This window comes from Chlorobium sp. (assembly GCF_036528655.1).
In the GTDB taxonomy this organism is placed as follows: Bacteria; Bacteroidota; Chlorobiia; order Chlorobiales; family Chlorobiaceae; genus Chlorobium.
In genome coordinates, this window is the sequence record NZ_JAIGND010000030.1 from 114726 (window position 1) to 129251 (window position 14526).

The 14526-nt window shown below is 55.9% G+C and carries 12 protein-coding genes; 8 read left to right on the forward strand and 4 right to left on the reverse strand.

The genetic code is table 11. The features are described 5' to 3' along the window. Positions 1–151 precede the first annotated feature (151 nt). The 3 genes from glgP to K4305_RS08345 all read left to right on the forward strand — a co-directional run bounded on the left by glgP (position 152) and on the right by K4305_RS08345 (position 5280). Entirely contained in the window at positions 152–2272 is a 2121-nt protein-coding gene (glgP, locus tag K4305_RS08335; RefSeq protein WP_331561956.1) for an alpha-glucan family phosphorylase, read from the forward strand. Positions 2273–2289: 17 nt separating this feature from the next. Next, entirely contained in the window at positions 2290–3234 is a 945-nt protein-coding gene (locus K4305_RS08340; protein WP_331561957.1) for a dihydroorotate dehydrogenase, read from the forward strand. A 279-nt stretch (positions 3235–3513) separates the two neighbouring features. Continuing rightward, the gene (locus K4305_RS08345; RefSeq protein WP_331561958.1) at positions 3514–5280 is read left to right on the forward strand and encodes a DEAD/DEAH box helicase; all 1767 of its coding nucleotides are present in this window, start codon (positions 3514–3516) and stop codon (positions 5278–5280) included. 150 nt (positions 5281–5430) lie between these two features. Here K4305_RS08345 and K4305_RS08350 read toward each other — a convergent pair whose 3' ends face one another. Next, positions 5431–6636, reverse strand: a complete 1206-nt coding sequence (locus tag K4305_RS08350) for a 6-phosphofructokinase (protein ID WP_331561959.1) — start codon at positions 6634–6636, stop codon at positions 5431–5433. A gap of 177 nt (positions 6637–6813) precedes the next feature. Here K4305_RS08350 and K4305_RS08355 point away from each other — a divergent pair, with 177 nt between their 5' ends. Next, complete coding sequence (locus K4305_RS08355) at positions 6814–8088, forward strand: ABC transporter permease (RefSeq protein WP_331561960.1); 1275 nt, start codon at positions 6814–6816, stop codon at positions 8086–8088. A gap of 5 nt (positions 8089–8093) precedes the next feature. Here the strand turns inward: K4305_RS08355 and ispF are convergent, their stop codons facing one another. From ispF to K4305_RS08370, 3 genes are all read right to left on the reverse strand, one after another. Next, positions 8094–8567, reverse strand: a complete 474-nt coding sequence (gene ispF, locus K4305_RS08360) for a 2-C-methyl-D-erythritol 2,4-cyclodiphosphate synthase (RefSeq protein WP_331561961.1) — start codon at positions 8565–8567, stop codon at positions 8094–8096. A 200-nt stretch (positions 8568–8767) separates the two neighbouring features. Next, positions 8768–9643: a DUF1207 domain-containing protein gene (locus K4305_RS08365; RefSeq protein WP_331561962.1), complete on the reverse strand. Its 876-nt coding sequence runs from the start codon at positions 9641–9643 to the stop codon at positions 8768–8770. A 54-nt stretch (positions 9644–9697) separates the two neighbouring features. Beyond that, the gene (locus K4305_RS08370; RefSeq protein WP_331561963.1) at positions 9698–10624 is read right to left on the reverse strand and encodes an aspartate carbamoyltransferase catalytic subunit; all 927 of its coding nucleotides are present in this window, start codon (positions 10622–10624) and stop codon (positions 9698–9700) included. Between the two features lie 132 nt (positions 10625–10756). Here K4305_RS08370 and hypA point away from each other — a divergent pair, with 132 nt between their 5' ends. Genes hypA through K4305_RS08390 form a run of 4 tightly spaced genes read left to right on the forward strand, consistent with a single transcriptional unit; the run spans position 10757 to position 14523 of the window. Beyond that, positions 10757–11107 carry a hydrogenase maturation nickel metallochaperone HypA gene (gene hypA / locus K4305_RS08375; RefSeq protein WP_331561964.1) on the forward strand — a complete coding sequence of 117 codons (351 nt, stop codon included), beginning with the start codon at positions 10757–10759 and terminating at the stop codon, positions 11105–11107. Between the two features lie 4 nt (positions 11108–11111). After that, a complete protein-coding gene (gene hypB, locus K4305_RS08380) occupies positions 11112–11891 on the forward strand; it encodes a hydrogenase nickel incorporation protein HypB (protein ID WP_331561965.1) in 780 nt (259 codons plus the stop codon). Next, positions 11852–14194, forward strand: coding sequence for a carbamoyltransferase HypF (gene hypF / locus K4305_RS08385; protein ID WP_331561966.1), 2343 nt, complete (start codon positions 11852–11854; stop codon positions 14192–14194). The genes hypB and hypF overlap by 40 nt, the downstream gene beginning before the upstream one ends. A 53-nt stretch (positions 14195–14247) precedes the next feature. Then, positions 14248–14523 carry a HypC/HybG/HupF family hydrogenase formation chaperone gene (locus K4305_RS08390; protein ID WP_331561967.1) on the forward strand — a complete coding sequence of 92 codons (276 nt, stop codon included), beginning with the start codon at positions 14248–14250 and terminating at the stop codon, positions 14521–14523. Positions 14524–14526: the final 3 nt, after the last annotated feature.

Consider the following 14526-nt stretch of genomic DNA (forward strand, 5'->3'; position numbering starts at 1 on the left):
ATGCGGATTGCGGTTTTACAGACTAAAAGACTAAATTAAGCCATATTTTTTTCAATACATCAGTTCCGGAACGCCGTGAAGAAAAACAAAACAGGTTTTCCTGAGACGTACCCGGAACCCATTCGCAATCCATTACTACAAAATCGAAGCCATGCGCAAAACCGTATCCTCCTGCAAGGAACTCACAAGAAACCTCTGGTGGTCTTGGGATACTGAAGCCAAAGAAATATTCAGGGAACTTTCGCCCATACTGTGGGAGAGGGTCAACCACAACCCAATCGAACTGCTCCGCCATATATCGAACGACGAACTGCAGGCGCGCTTTCATTGCGACCTCGGCGAGAAAACCGAACGGGTCGCTGCGCGTTTCCGCAGTTACATGGCCGAAACCGACACCTGGGCTGCAAGGAATACTCCCGAACTCGTCGAAAATCCCGTTGCCTACTTCTGCGCCGAATTCGGTATTCACGAAAGTGTCAGGATCTACTCGGGAGGGCTCGGCGTGCTGGCCGGAGACCACATCAAATCCGCCAGCGACCTCGGCATCAACTTTGTAGGAATCACGCTTTTCTACAAGGAAGGGTACTTCCGCCAGTACCTCAACCATGACGGCTGGCAGCTCGAGGATTACCCGCTGCAATATCCTGAAAGCCTGCCGATCGAAAAGGTTACCGGTCCGGACGGCAAGGATCTCATCATTTCCGTCAGCATCGCCCAGAGCGAAGTTTTCGCGCAGGCATGGAGGCTCAAGGTTGGCCGGGCCACGCTCTATCTGCTCGACACCAACATTCCTGCAAACGAATCGCACTACCGCGACATCTGCTGCAGGGTTTACGGCGGCGACCAGAACATGCGAATCAACCAGGAAATCGTGCTCGGCATCGGCGGGGTCAAGCTGCTCGACGCGCTCGGCATCAACCCTGCGGTCTATCACATGAACGAAGGACACTCGGCATTTCTGACGCTCGAACTGCTCTCCAGGGAGCTTGCCGCCGGCACTCCGATCGAACAGGCCCGCCTGAAGGTCAAAAATCGCTGCGTCTTCACCACGCACACGCCGGTGCCTGCCGGTCACGACCGCTTCTCGCGCGATATGATGCACTACACCTTCGATCACTATATCAGGGAATGCGGCATCAGTTTCGATGAGATGATGCTGCTCGGATCCGAAGATGCGAAAAACCCTCACGGGCTCTTTACCATGACCGTTCTTGCGCTCAACTTCTCGAGAGCGGCCAACGGCGTTTCCCGACTGCACGGGGAAGTATCCCGGCAGATGTGGAAAACCCTCTATGGCGTCGAATCGGAAGACGAAGTGCCGATCGGCCATATAACCAACGGCGTGCATGCCCAAAGCTGGGCCACTCCGACGACCGACCGCTTCTGGCGCCGGTTCACCCGGAGCATCGACACCCTCTGCAGCTCGCAGGAGGCTGCCGAAGAGGTTCTCGCCCGCGTCAGCAACGAAGACCTCTGGTCCCTGCGATATCATCTGAAGCGCAATCTCATCGACTTCATTCATCGTTACCTGGCCAACCAGCTCTTTCATCAGCACACCTATTCGATGTACCCCGAGTACGATTCGTCGAGGCTTGCCAAAAACACGCTTTCGCCCGACGTGCTTACCATCGGGTTCGCGCGCAGGTTTGCAACCTACAAGAGAGCGCCGCTCATTTTCAGGGACCTCGACCGGCTCAACCGCATCATCAACCATCCCACCATGCCGGTGCAGATCATTTTCGCCGGCAAGGCGCATCCGCACGACGACGCCGGCAAGGAGTACATCCGCCAGATTGTCGAGCACTCGCGCAGGCCGCAGTTCGCAGGAAAGATCATCTTTCTTGAAAACTATAACCTCGGCGTGGCAAAGCGAATGGTTTCGGGCGTCGACGTCTGGCTCAACAACCCGGTCAGGCCGATGGAAGCAAGCGGTACCTCGGGCGAAAAAACCGTACTTAACGGAGGACTCAATTTCAGCGTACTCGACGGCTGGTGGCCGGAAGCGTACAACGGAGAAAACGGCTGGTCGATCGGCAACGGTGAAGTGTTCGAAAACTATGAGGAACAGGACCGTTTCGACGCAGACAAGCTTTACGATGTTCTCGAAAACCAGATCATTCCGACCTTCTACGAGCGCGACGAAAGCAATCTGCCGTACAATTGGCTGAAAAAAATCCGCAACGCCATCGCAACCATCGCTCCGGTATACAACACGCACCGGATGGTCAGGGAGTACGCGGAGACATATTATCTGAACAGGGAGAAGAACTGAACCGTCAAAGACCGCGTATGAGCAACGAAGCCACAACATCCGGCAAAAAGCCCGCTGCCGCCATATCGCTTGGTCGCGGGCTCGACCTTCGTTCACCGGTACTGCTTGCCTCTGGCACCGTGTCCTATGGCGAAGAGCTGAGCTCCCTGTGCGACCTGACGAAAATCGGGGGGATCGTCACCAAGGCGATCTCCCTCGAGCCCCGTACGGGTAACCAGCCCCAGCGCATAGCCGAGACTCCTTCCGGTATGGTTAACGCCATCGGTCTTGCAAATGTAGGCCTGGAAAGGTTCATCGCCGAAAAAGTTCCCTTCCTGCGAAACATCGGCACCTCGGTTATCGTCAACATAGCCGGCCGTTCGATCGACGACTACTGCGAAGTGGTATCGCGGCTCGATGGCGTTCCCGGGCTCCACGGCTATGAAATCAATCTTTCCTGCCCGAACGTCAAGGGCGAATGCATGATTATGGGCGTCAGCCGCGATGCCACGTACGAAATCGTCAGCGAACTGCGGAAGGTCACCAGTCGCCACCTCATGATCAAGCTCACTCCGAACGTCACCTCTATCAGCTCCATAGCGCTTGCCGCCGAAGAAGCCGGCGCCGATTCAGTGTCACTTATCAATACCCTTGTCGGCATGGCGGTCGACTACAGAACCCGCAAGCCCCTTCTCAAAAACGTCACCGGCGGTCTCTCCGGTCCGGCGATCAAGCCCGTAGCCCTCGCAAAGGTCTGGGAAGTATTCAATGCCGTCAGAATCCCGGTTGTCGGTATGGGCGGCATTGCAAGCTTCGAAGATGCCATGGAGTTCCTTCTCGTAGGAGCCGGGGCCATCCAGATTGGCACCATGAATTTCGTCTACCCCGACATCAGCCAGCGCATAGCCGAATCCCTCGAAACCTGGTTTTCCGCTCCGGATGCTCCGGAATACCTCAACTATGTAGGAAGTCTCGAAGTATAAACGTCCGTGAGTACGGTATTGTGTGCCGAAGTTGAAAATGCTTTCGTTATTGAGCGGATTTATTCATACATTGAAGTTCCGCATATTACCTCGTGGTGAAGATGCCGAGAAAGTTCAGGTGTCCTGTTGTTCTGCAGACTGTAATGGTGTCTGCCTGTGTGCAGGGATGTTTTCCTGCCGGGTGAAACTCTCCTTCAGATTATACCCTTTCCTGCATTGTTGCCGCATCAGTGAGTGCTTTAAGCATTGTCAACATTCTTATCAGAGGAAAGAAAACGTATGATTGAAGAAAAAGTCCCCGTATCGCATTTCAATGAGCTGCAGCTGGCAGAGCCGCTGCTCAGGGCGCTTGAAGAGGTAGGCTACGAGAAGCCGACGCCTATTCAGGCTCAGACCATTCCATTGCTGCTCGACGGGCGGGACGTGCTCGGCCAGGCGCAGACCGGTACCGGTAAAACCGCGGCATTCGCCCTTCCGGTGCTGTCGAATATCGTGCTTTCAAAGCCGGAGCCCCAGGCGCTGGTGCTGACTCCCACCAGGGAGCTTGCCATCCAGGTTGCCGAGGCGTTTCACCGGTACGCTGAATACCTGAAAGGGTTTCATGTTGTGCCGATCTACGGCGGACAGGATTATGGTACCCAGCTTCGCATGCTGAAGCGCGGAGTACACGTTGTTGTAGGCACTCCCGGGCGCGTCATGGATCATATGCGCCGTGGTTCTCTTTCGCTTGATGGCCTGCAGTGTCTGGTGCTCGACGAGGCTGACGAGATGCTTCGCATGGGATTTATCGACGATGTCGAGTGGATTCTGGACCAGACGCCTGAAAATCGTCAGGTCGCTCTCTTTTCGGCAACCATGCCGACACCGATCCGCCGGATTGCCCAGAAGCATCTGAAGAGTCCGGCAGAAATCACCATTCAGGCAAAAACCACCACGGTAGAGACGATCCGCCAGCGTTACTGGATTGTCGGCGGCAGCCACAAGCTCGATGTGCTTACCCGCATTCTCGAAGTCGAACAATTCGAGGGAATGCTCATATTCGTACGAACCAAGACCATGACGCTGGAGCTTGCCGAAAAGCTGCAGGCAAGGGGCTACGCGGCGGCGGCGCTCAACGGCGATATGGCTCAGAATCACCGCGAGCGCACCGTCGATCAGCTCAAGGACGGTTCGCTGAATATCGTCATCGCGACCGATGTGGCGGCTCGAGGTCTCGATGTCGAACGCATCAGCCATGTCATCAACTACGATATTCCTTCCGATACCGAGTCGTATGTCCATCGTATAGGCAGAACCGGACGTGCGGGCAGGAGCGGCGAGGCCATTCTGTTCGTTTCACCGAGAGAAAAAAATATGCTCTATGCAATCGAAAAGGCTACACGCAAGCGGATCGAACTGATGGAGCTTCCTTCTACGGAGATCATCAACGACAAGCGTATAGCGAAGTTCAAGCAGCGCATAACCGATACCATTGCCGCAGAAGATCTGGAGTTTTATACCCGTCTTGTCGAACAGTACTGTCGTGAGCACGACGTTGCGGAAATAGAGGCGGCAGCTGCGCTTGCATCGCTTTTCCAGGGCGAGACACCTCTTCTTCTTTCGGCAAAACCGGAAAGGGCGCAGCGTTCCGAGAGCAGGGAGCATTCCGGGAAAGAGCGGGGCGCTTTGAGGAAGCCGAAGCAGGATGGACTCTATGCCGATGAGTCGCGCGAGACTTATCGACTTGAAGTCGGCAGCGAGCATGGCGTGAAAGCCGGCAATATTCTGGGCGCGATCATCAATGAAATCGGCCTCGATCCCGAATCGATAGGGCGTATTTCGATCAACGATTCCTTCAGCACGGTTGAGCTTCCTGCGGGCATGCCGAACGATGTTTTTCACGAGCTCCGCAAGGTTCGCGTTTGCGGACGACAGCTTCGCCTTACGAAAATGGATGAGCGCGAGCACTATTCTTCAGGTTCGGCGCGCAAGCCTAAACCGAAGGCAAAAAGCGGTTTCCGCAATGAGGAGTCGTTTTTTACCGGGCATAAGAAGAAACGCAAGTAAGCGAATCGGCAACTTATTCCATCCGGCACACCGGTATCGGGTATAAAAGCAGAACGGCAGGGTTATTCCTGCCGTTCTGCTTTTGTCATTTACCCTGAGAACGGATCGTCCGCTCTGAACCGCCGTTTTCCGACCGTTCCACTCTGCGGATCAGTATATTCTTTCGTAGACCCCGTCCATTTCTCTCAGAATCGGTTCATATGCTGCCGGAGTGCGGCCGAAACAGACGCCGAGGGATTCGTAGAGTGCCACCTGGTCGAGATCGACATGGCGCTGCATGATGGCTTTGCTCGATTCGATGTATTCGACTTTGCGCCCTTTGACTTTTGACACCGTGACTCCGCTTTTGCCGTCAAGCAGCAGCAGCACTGCCGCAGCGCCGGCTTCGAAACCGAAGTTCACGTCGTATGCCGACGAGTTGCCTGCCCGGACGAGGTGGCCGGGGTGGATTTCGCGCACTTCCGGAATTTCGTAGACCCCTTCGACGAACATGCCTGTTTCTTTCATGAAGATCGGCATTGCGGGATCGGCTTTCATGCGTTTCTGGATTTCCTGGCATGTGTATTTGCCGGCTCCGGCAAGTTTTTTGTGTCCGAACGGATCGACGCCGGCAGATTCGTCGACGATGTCGCTGCCGTCGGCGTTTTTCATGCCTTCAGCGACGACGATGGTGTATGTTCCGCTGTGCACGTCGCTCTGGCGGATCCTGCGGGTGAAGCGTTTTGCGAGGTGTTCGTAGACCACGTTCCAGTCGACGGGGATTTCGGGAATGAGTATGCAGTCGGCTTCGGCGGCAATGCCGCTTCTGAATGCCGTATGGCCAGCATAGCGCCCGAAGACTTCGGTGACGAGTACCCGGTTGTGGGTTTTGCCGGTGGTTTTGAGGTCGTGGACGAACTGGGCGATGCGGTTGATGGTCGAGTCGCCTCCGACAGAGTAGGTCTGCAGGTCGAGGTCCATGGTTTTTGGGGCGTGTATGCAGTGTATTCCCTGCTGGCTGAGGTCGACCATGACGCTTCCGGAGTCGTCGCCGCCGCTGATGATGAGGCCGTCAAGGTTGAACTTTTTCATGCCCTCCTTGATGCGGTTGTATTTGTCGGGGTTGCGGATAGCCTTGATTTTTACCCTCGAGTGTCCGGCTTCGGAGCCGGCAAAACTTGCGTCGAACCTGTCGAGTCTTTGCTTGTCGAGCCTGACGAGATTGCCGCGGTCTACAAGGTTGTACAGCCCGGCGTAGCCGTTCGGTATGATGTATAGCTCAAGGCCATTGGATTCTGCCATCAGTGCGGCTCCCTTGAGGACGGCGTTGAGTCCGCCGCAGTCTCCGCCGCTTGTCAGGATTCCTATTTTTTTCACGGTTCTGTTCTCCTTGTTTGCAGGGGTTAGATTGTTTTCGGCCTGATTTCTTTACATTTATGGAGCGTCTCCTTATGTATATGGCAGTCAAGATAGATGTTTTAGGGGATTTTTCATTGCCGCCGGAGCATTTTCGGAGGCACTATCTGTTTATGTTAATTTGATTTCTGTTTTTGCATGACCTTTTTCGACCATCTGAGAATAGCCTGGGTGCATCTGAGGGAGCGCAAGCGCCAGACGGCGCTGACGGCTCTCGGTGTTGCTGTGGGTTCCGCCATGCTTGTCACCACGATTTCGGTTGCGAACGGGTCGTCGTCGAACGTTGTGACGAAAGTGATCGATACTGCGCCTCATGTGCTGGTGGATGCCGAGCGGATCGAACCGCTGGTGCCGGATAACGTTATCGGGTATCCGCCGGGCAGGGTGTCGATGGTCGGGAAGCATGTGACGACCGAGGCGAAGGAGCTGATAAAGAATTATCCGGATGTCGCGGAGCGTATCGAGCGGGTTCCCGGCGTGGTGAGCGTCTCCCCTTTTGTGGTTTCGAGAGTTATCGCGAGGAACAAGAGCCGGTTTACGGCCTGTGCCGCCAAAGGGGTGGTTCCCGTGCTGGAGGCTGAAATTGCGGGCCTTAAAAAGAATCTTGTCGATAAGAATGCCCTGGAGGAGCTTTCCTGGACGCCGAACGGCATTCTTCTCGGGAATCTGCTGGCCAGGAAGCTCGATGTCGGGTATCGCGACCGGATCGTGCTGGTGACGAAGAACAGCGAGGAGTTTCCGGTTACCGTCGTAGGGCGGTTCAGCAGCGGCTTCAATGCGAAGGATGAGCGCGAGGCATATGTGAATCTGTCGCTCGCGCAGCGGATGGAGGGGATAGCCTCGAATTCCGCAACCGGCATAGGTCTTCGGACGGCGGACGTGGGCCGCGCGGGAGTGGTTGCCGCTGCGGTTGGCCGGCTTACGGGGTACAGGAGCGAGAGCTGGGACGAGACCAACCGCAACGTCATCGAGTTCTACAACCGCAATGCGACGATTACGCTCGTGCTGGTCGGTTTTGTGTTTGTCGTTGCCGGGCTTGGCGTCTCTTCGGTCATGACGACGGTGGTGCTGCAGAAGGTGCGCGATATCGCCATCCTGCGTTCTATGGGGGTACAGAGCGGAAGCATTACCCGGATATTCATGCTTGAGGGATTGATAATAGGCATTTTCGGCGTGGTCGTCGGAAGCCCTGCAGGGCATGTGATTTGCCACTTCATTTCTCTCATACGGTTCGAAGCGAGCACGGCAGGCGTTATTCGCAGCGATCGGATCAATATTTTCGAGACCCCGGAAGCTCACTTGATCGTGATCGTTTTCGGTATCCTTATCGCCGTACTTTCATCTGTAACTCCTGCCCGCAAGGCGACCCGCTACATGCCGGTGAGTGTACTCAGGGGACAGGTGGGGGCATAGGGGCCTTAGTACTGCCTGATGATGCAGACGGCGTGTGCCGCTGCGCCTTCTTCGCGTCCGATGTAGCCGAGTTTTTCGTTTGTGGTGGCTTTTACAGAGACCGTTCCTGGTTCCATGTCGAGGCAGCGGGCGATGTTCTGACGCATTTCTTCGATGTAGGGAGCGATTTTCGGCGCTTCGAGCAGCAGCATGGCGTCGATGTTGACGGCTTCGAACCCTTCATTTCTCAGCAGTTTGCCGACGTGTTCCAGAAGAATCATACTGTCGATGTCCTTGTATTCCGGGCTGGTATTCGGAAAGTGCAGGCCGATGTCGCCGAGCGCTGCGGCTCCGAGCAGGGCATCGCTGACGGCGTGCAGAAGCACGTCGGCGTCGCTGTGGCCGTCAAGGCCTTTTGAGGATGGAATTTCCACGCCTCCGATGACGAGTTTGCGCCCTTCGGCGAAGGGATGGACGTCGATTCCTATTCCAATACGCATGGTTGCGGCGGTTTGATTGTTTCAGGAGGTGAGCCTGCGGGTGAATATACGGAAGCCGGGCGGAAGGAGCAAGGACGGAGGGATTTACCGGAACGCAAGGCAGTACAGTTTCTGCGCCATATTCGCCGGAATATGGCGCAGAAAAGCGGCAAGCATATCGGGGACAGCCCGTACCGTTATTCCTGGTACCGATATCGTTATTACAGGTCAACAATCATGCCGACCGTGCTGAAGCTTTCGGGTTTGTAGAAGTACATGCCGTGGCGGCTCATGCCTGAGAAGTAGTTGTACGCGATTCTTATGCGGTCGAGCCCGAGGGCCGTGAGGCGCATTCCGGCCTGCAGGTTCCAGGTGCCGCGGTATCCATCGGTTTCTCCATCTTCTTCGCCTTTCCATACAGGCAGGAGCTTGAAGTCGGCGGCAAGGTAAGTGTTGTATGGCGTGGAAATCTCCGCTCCGGCCTGGAATGAGTGGGAGCTGATGTTATCGGGGATGCTGTGCCAGAGGTACTGGTATCCGGCATACACCCGGTTGTTTTCCGATGAGCTGAGCGCCACGGTAAGGTTGATGAATTCCCTGCTGTAGGTGAAGGGAATATCGAAGGGGCCATCCTGGATCCAGTTTCCGTCTTCATCGGTATGTCCGTCCTGGAAGTGCGCGGAGATATGGCTGAGGCGAAGCCGGGCGTTCAGTTCGTCGAACGGAAGGCTTCCGGTATCGACAGATGTTTTCCATGTGGCGTTGATGCCGAACAGGTAGTCTATGGTATCGACCGGAAACCTGAAGTTGTCTGAAGTGCCGAGAAGCGAAAATGTTCCGAAATCAACGCCGACGGCGAAGGTTTTTTCCTCATTCTGATAGATGTCTGCCGATGTGCCGATATCGAGCTGCAGCCCGTCTTCCGAGATTTTCGGCATGACCGCGATCCTGGGTTCAGTCGGGTCTGCGAGCAGGGGTTTGAAGAGCGTATTGAACGTGGGGTTGAGGAGCGGTTCGGCCGATGCGGTGCCTGAGGTGAAGGCAGAAAGCGCGATGCCGAGAGCGAAAATGTTTCTGAGGAACGATCCGGGTTTCATGGTTATTGATCTGGTTTGTTTTCTGTTTTCGGTTGCAGCATATGAGTTCGAACATCATGACGCGAGCAGGGCCTGCAGTACGGCCATCCTTACTGCCACGCCGTTTGTGACCTGTTCGAGGAGCATGCTGCTCGAATAACCGGGGGGCTGAATTCTGTCTGCGACATTGTTGGATATTTCGATTTCCCGGTTGATGGGTCCCGGATGCAGTACGAGCAGGTGCTTGCGGATTTTTTCAAGCCGTTCGTCGTTGAGGCCGAAATGGGCGGAGTATTCTTCGAGCGAAGGAATGTATCCGCCTGTCGTCCTTTCGAGCTGGAGTCGGAGCACGATTGCTGCATCTGCCCATTCGATAGCCCGGTCAATGTCGGTATAGAGATCGACTCCGAGAGCGTCGGCGTCGGAAGGTATGAGGGTCGAGGGACAGCAGAGCGCTACGCGGGCGCCGAGCGTCTGCAGGCCGAAAATATTCGACCGGGCGACCCTGCTGTGCAGCACGTCGCCGAGAATGGCCACCTTCAGGCCTGAAATGCCGCCGAAATGCCGGCGAAGGGTGAATATGTCGAGCAGTGCCTGCGTCGGATGCTCATGCGCTCCGTCACCGGCGTTGATGACGCTTTTACGGGTGATGCCGGTAATGAAATCCGCAGCTCCCGACGACGCGTGGCGCAGGACGAATGCGTCCACCTTCATGGCTTCGAGATTCCTGATGGTGTCGCTGAGGGTTTCGCCTTTGCTGACGCTGCTGCCGGATGCCGAGAAGCTCAGGGTGCCTGCTCCAAGGTGACGGGCGGCGATTTCAAATGAAAAACGGGTGCGGGTCGAGTTTTCGAAAAACACCAGCGCTATGCGCCTGTTCTGCAGCAGGGGAGGAAAGACCGGCTCGGGAGAGACCAGCTTCTCTTTAAAACCTTCAGCCAGGTCGAGAAGACCGGTTATGTCGCCTGCCGGAATGCCGCATAATCCGGTAAGGTTATTCAACGTATCTGCGTGTGTTTTATTGTTGTATTTGAACAATTCTTCCGAAGTTACAAAAAATTTGTTGATCGGGAATAAACGCTTTGCTATGATGAAAAATCAGGTGGCGAAACGATTGTTAATCGGTTGCGGGTTATGCATGAAATGTCGGTAGCGCTCTCCATCGTCGAGGCAGCGGAAGCCAGAGCGCGACGGGAGGGTTCCGGAGTCATATCGGAAATTGCGCTTGTCGTAGGGCGACTGGCCGGAGTCGTCCCTGACGCGTTGAGATTCTGTTTTCCTGCTGCATCCAGGGGGACGCTTGCCGAAGATGCCGTTCTGGTGATCGAGGAACGCGAGGGACGAGGGGTTTGTGTTTCCTGCGGAGCTTCGTTTGCGGTTTCGTTTCATGTTGCCGAGTGTCCGGAGTGCCGCTCGCTTGCCGTGCGGGTTGTTTCGGGCGACGAGTTCATTATTGAGTCAATTACAATCGAAGAGGGGGAATAACGTTATGTGCGATACATGCGGATGCGGTTCCGAAGGTGAAGCCGTGCTGCTCAAACCCGGTGAGAGGGGCGGAGGCAGCCATGACCACGACCATCACCACCATCATGGTCACGATCATGACGAGCGAAGGACCAGGATGGTGCAGATGGAGCAGGATGTGCTTCAGCAGAACAATCTTCTCGCAGAAAGGAACAGGGGCTTTTTCGAGGCGAAACGGATTCTCGCACTGAATGTTCTCAGTTCGCCCGGTTCCGGCAAGACCTCGCTGCTCGAAAAAATAATTCCTCTTCTGAAGGAAAACGTGCCGGTAGCGGTTATAGAAGGGGATCAGCAGACAACCCGGGATGCCGATCGCATCGACGCTCTCGGAGTTCCGGTAATCCAGATCAATACCGGTACAGGATGCCATCTCGATGCGCAGATGATCAATCGGGCGGCAAGACAACTGCCGCTGCAGGACGGTTCGCTTCTCTGCATCGAAAATGTCGGTAATCTTGTCTGTCCTGCGATGTTCGATCTCGGCGAGGCATTGAAGGTTGTCATCATCAGCGTGACCGAAGGCGACGACAAGCCGCTGAAGTATCCGTACATGTTCCATGAAGCGGATGTCTGCATTCTGAACAAGATCGATCTGCTTCCATATGTGGATTTCGATTCCGCCGTCTGTCGCGAAAACGCCATGCGGGTCAGCCATGGCCTCGAATGGTTCGAACTGTCGGCAAAAACCGGCGAAGGAGTCGATTTATGGGCGTCGTGGCTGGAAAAGCGGCTTTCGCAGAGCTGAACGGTGCGGCTGCTTCCGGCGGCGAAGTTCGGCGAAGGATCCTCGTCAGCGGGATCGTGCAGGGGGTCGGGTTTCGTCCGTTCGTCTACCGGCAGGCCGTTTCGCTGGGGCTCGACGGGTTCATCAGGAACACTGTGTCGGGAGTGATGATCGAAGTGCAGGGCGATGTTACGGAGCTTGACCGCTTTTTCGATGCGCTTGCCGCAGAGGCTCCCCCGCTTGCCCGTATCGGTTCGATTTCCGCGGAGGATATTCCGGTTCGACCCGAAGGAGGATTCATCATCGATTCTTCCATAGAGGGCAGCTCGGTGGAGACGCTTATTCCTCCGGATATTGCGCTCTGCGACAGATGCCGCAGCGAACTGTTCGATCCCGAAGACCGACGTTACGGTTATCCTTTCATCAACTGTACCGATTGCGGTCCGCGCTACACGATTGTCGAGAGGATTCCGTACGATCGTCCTTTCACTTCGATGAAGGGTTTCGTGATGTGCGCGGATTGCATGAGGGAGTACCGCGATCCTCTTGACCGGCGTTTTCATGCCCAGCCGGATGCCTGTCCGGTATGCGGGCCCGTGGTTTCGCTGCTTGACGGATCGGGCGAACCGCTCTCCGGCTCCGATGCGATCCGGGATGCCGCAGAGCTGTTGCGGCAGGGTCGGATCGTTGCCGTAAAAGGGATCGGCGGTTTTCATCTTGCCGTCGATGCGCGTAACGGGGATGCTGTCCGCCGTCTCCGGCAGAGGAAGCAGCGGGAGGAGAAGCCGTTTGCGGTGATGGTTTCAGACATGGAGACGGTGAAAAGGCTCTGTCTTGCTGGTGAAGGCGAAGAAGCTGCGCTGCGCTCTCCTGAAGCGCCTGTGGTTCTTCTGCTGAAAAGCGAGGGGTACGACCTGCATGATGCCGTCGCTCCGGAAAACGCTCGTCTTGGCGTGATGCTGCCTTATTCGCCGCTGCATGCGCTGCTGATGGCATATGGTATGGATGTGCTTGTTATGACCAGCGCGAATGTCAGCGACGAACCGGTTCTGCATGAAGACGGGGAGGCGCTTCTTCGTCTTGCGGGTATTGCCGATGCGTTTCTCGTGCACAACCGGCCGATCGTGCAGCGATGCGACGATTCTGTCGGCCTGTATGTTGCCGGTGCATTGCGGCTTGTACGCAGGAGCCGGGGTTTCGTACCCGCTCCGGTCGTGCTCGATGGCGACGGGCCGACGCTTCTTGCGGTCGGAGGGGAGCTGAAAAACACGCTTTGCCTGCTTCACGGCCGCAACGCAATTCTCAGCCAGCATCTCGGCGATATGAAGAATTACGAGACATGGCGATTTTTCGGCCAGACAGCGTTGCATCTTCAGGGGCTTTTTCGCGCAGTTCCCGAACTTGTTGTTCGCGATCTTCACCCGGACTATCTTACGACGCGCTGGGCTTGCGAACAGCGGATTCCGGTATTGGGCGTGCAGCATCATCATGCTCATCTTGCTTCCTGTCTGGCCGAAAACCGCGAACAGGGACCGGCAATAGGTTTGCTTCTCGACGGTACCGGTTATGGTATTGACGGTACGATATGGGGCGGCGAAGTGATTGTCGGCGATGCCGCAGGTGCCCGGCGGTTCGCTTCTCTGGAACGCATGCCGCTTCCGGGCGGCGATGCGGCCGTTTTTCAGCCATGGCGTGCCGCTATAGGCTATCTGTATCGAAGCTTCGGGAACGTGCCCGATCTTCCGTTTCTCGATGGCCTGCCTGCAGAGCCGGTCGCAGAGATGCTTGACAGAAAGATCAATTCTCCTGAAACGTCGAGCTGCGGGCGATTGTTCGATGTTATTGCTGCCATAAGCGGATATGCCGGCAGCGTCACCTATGAAGGTCAGGCAGCTGCGGCGCTCATGCATGCGGCAGGGGGATCGGTGGGCGCAGAGCGGTTCGGTTACGGCATAGAGGATTTCGGGGGCCGTCTGCAGATGCTTGTTTCGCCGATGGTGCGCAATGTGGCGGATGCGGTACGGAGAGGGATGGGGCCTGCGGAGATCAGCCGCAGGTTCCACCGGACGCTCTGCGATATGCTTTGTGAAATAGCAGCCAGAGCCGCGGCTGCTTCGGGAGTCCGGACGGTTGCGCTCAGCGGCGGCGTTTTTCAGAATACCCTGCTTTTCGAAACGCTTGTCACCGAACTGCAGGCCTCCGGGTATCGGGTTCTCTGCCATGCCGCCGTACCGTGCAACGATGGAGGACTTTCGCTCGGGCAGGCGGTTATCGGAAGGGAGTATCTGAAAGGGAAGTATGGGGGGGTGGGTGAATCAATCTGACGGATCAGTCTGATCCGTCAGATCATTCCAACTATAAATTATCAATTAATAAAATGTGTCTTGCCATACCCGGAAAGCTTATCGGGATAAGCGATGAAAACGGCCTGAAAATGGGGGTCGTCGATGTCAACGGTACAAAGACCAAAGCGTGTCTCGAATATGTGCCGGAAATACTGCCTGGCCAGTATACGATCGTTCATGCCGGTTTCGCCCTTAAAATCATCGACGAGGAGGAAGCTGCCGAAAGCCTCAGACTCTGGCAGGAACTGATCGACAGCGGAGCGTTCGAGCCTGACGAAGTGCCTCCATTGCCTGATGACGTCATATAACCT

What these genes read in the sequence shown, in the direction of transcription:
- hypA (WP_331561964.1), top strand. Translation starts at nt 10,757, where the DNA reads ATGCATGAAATGTCGGTAGCGCTCTCCATCGTCGAGGCAGCGGAAGCC.
- K4305_RS08345 (WP_331561958.1), top strand. Translation starts at nt 3,514, where the DNA reads ATGATTGAAGAAAAAGTCCCCGTATCGCATTTCAATGAGCTGCAGCTG.
- K4305_RS08340 (WP_331561957.1), top strand. Translation starts at nt 2,290, where the DNA reads ATGAGCAACGAAGCCACAACATCCGGCAAAAAGCCCGCTGCCGCCATA.
- K4305_RS08390 (WP_331561967.1), top strand. Translation starts at nt 14,248, where the DNA reads ATGTGTCTTGCCATACCCGGAAAGCTTATCGGGATAAGCGATGAAAAC.
- glgP (WP_331561956.1), top strand. Translation starts at nt 152, where the DNA reads ATGCGCAAAACCGTATCCTCCTGCAAGGAACTCACAAGAAACCTCTGG.
- hypF (WP_331561966.1), top strand. Translation starts at nt 11,852, where the DNA reads ATGGGCGTCGTGGCTGGAAAAGCGGCTTTCGCAGAGCTGAACGGTGCG.
- K4305_RS08355 (WP_331561960.1), top strand. Translation starts at nt 6,814, where the DNA reads ATGACCTTTTTCGACCATCTGAGAATAGCCTGGGTGCATCTGAGGGAG.
- hypB (WP_331561965.1), top strand. Translation starts at nt 11,112, where the DNA reads ATGTGCGATACATGCGGATGCGGTTCCGAAGGTGAAGCCGTGCTGCTC.
- K4305_RS08365 (WP_331561962.1), bottom strand. Translation starts at nt 9,643, where the DNA reads ATGAAACCCGGATCGTTCCTCAGAAACATTTTCGCTCTCGGCATCGCG.
- ispF (WP_331561961.1), bottom strand. Translation starts at nt 8,567, where the DNA reads ATGCGTATTGGAATAGGAATCGACGTCCATCCCTTCGCCGAAGGGCGC.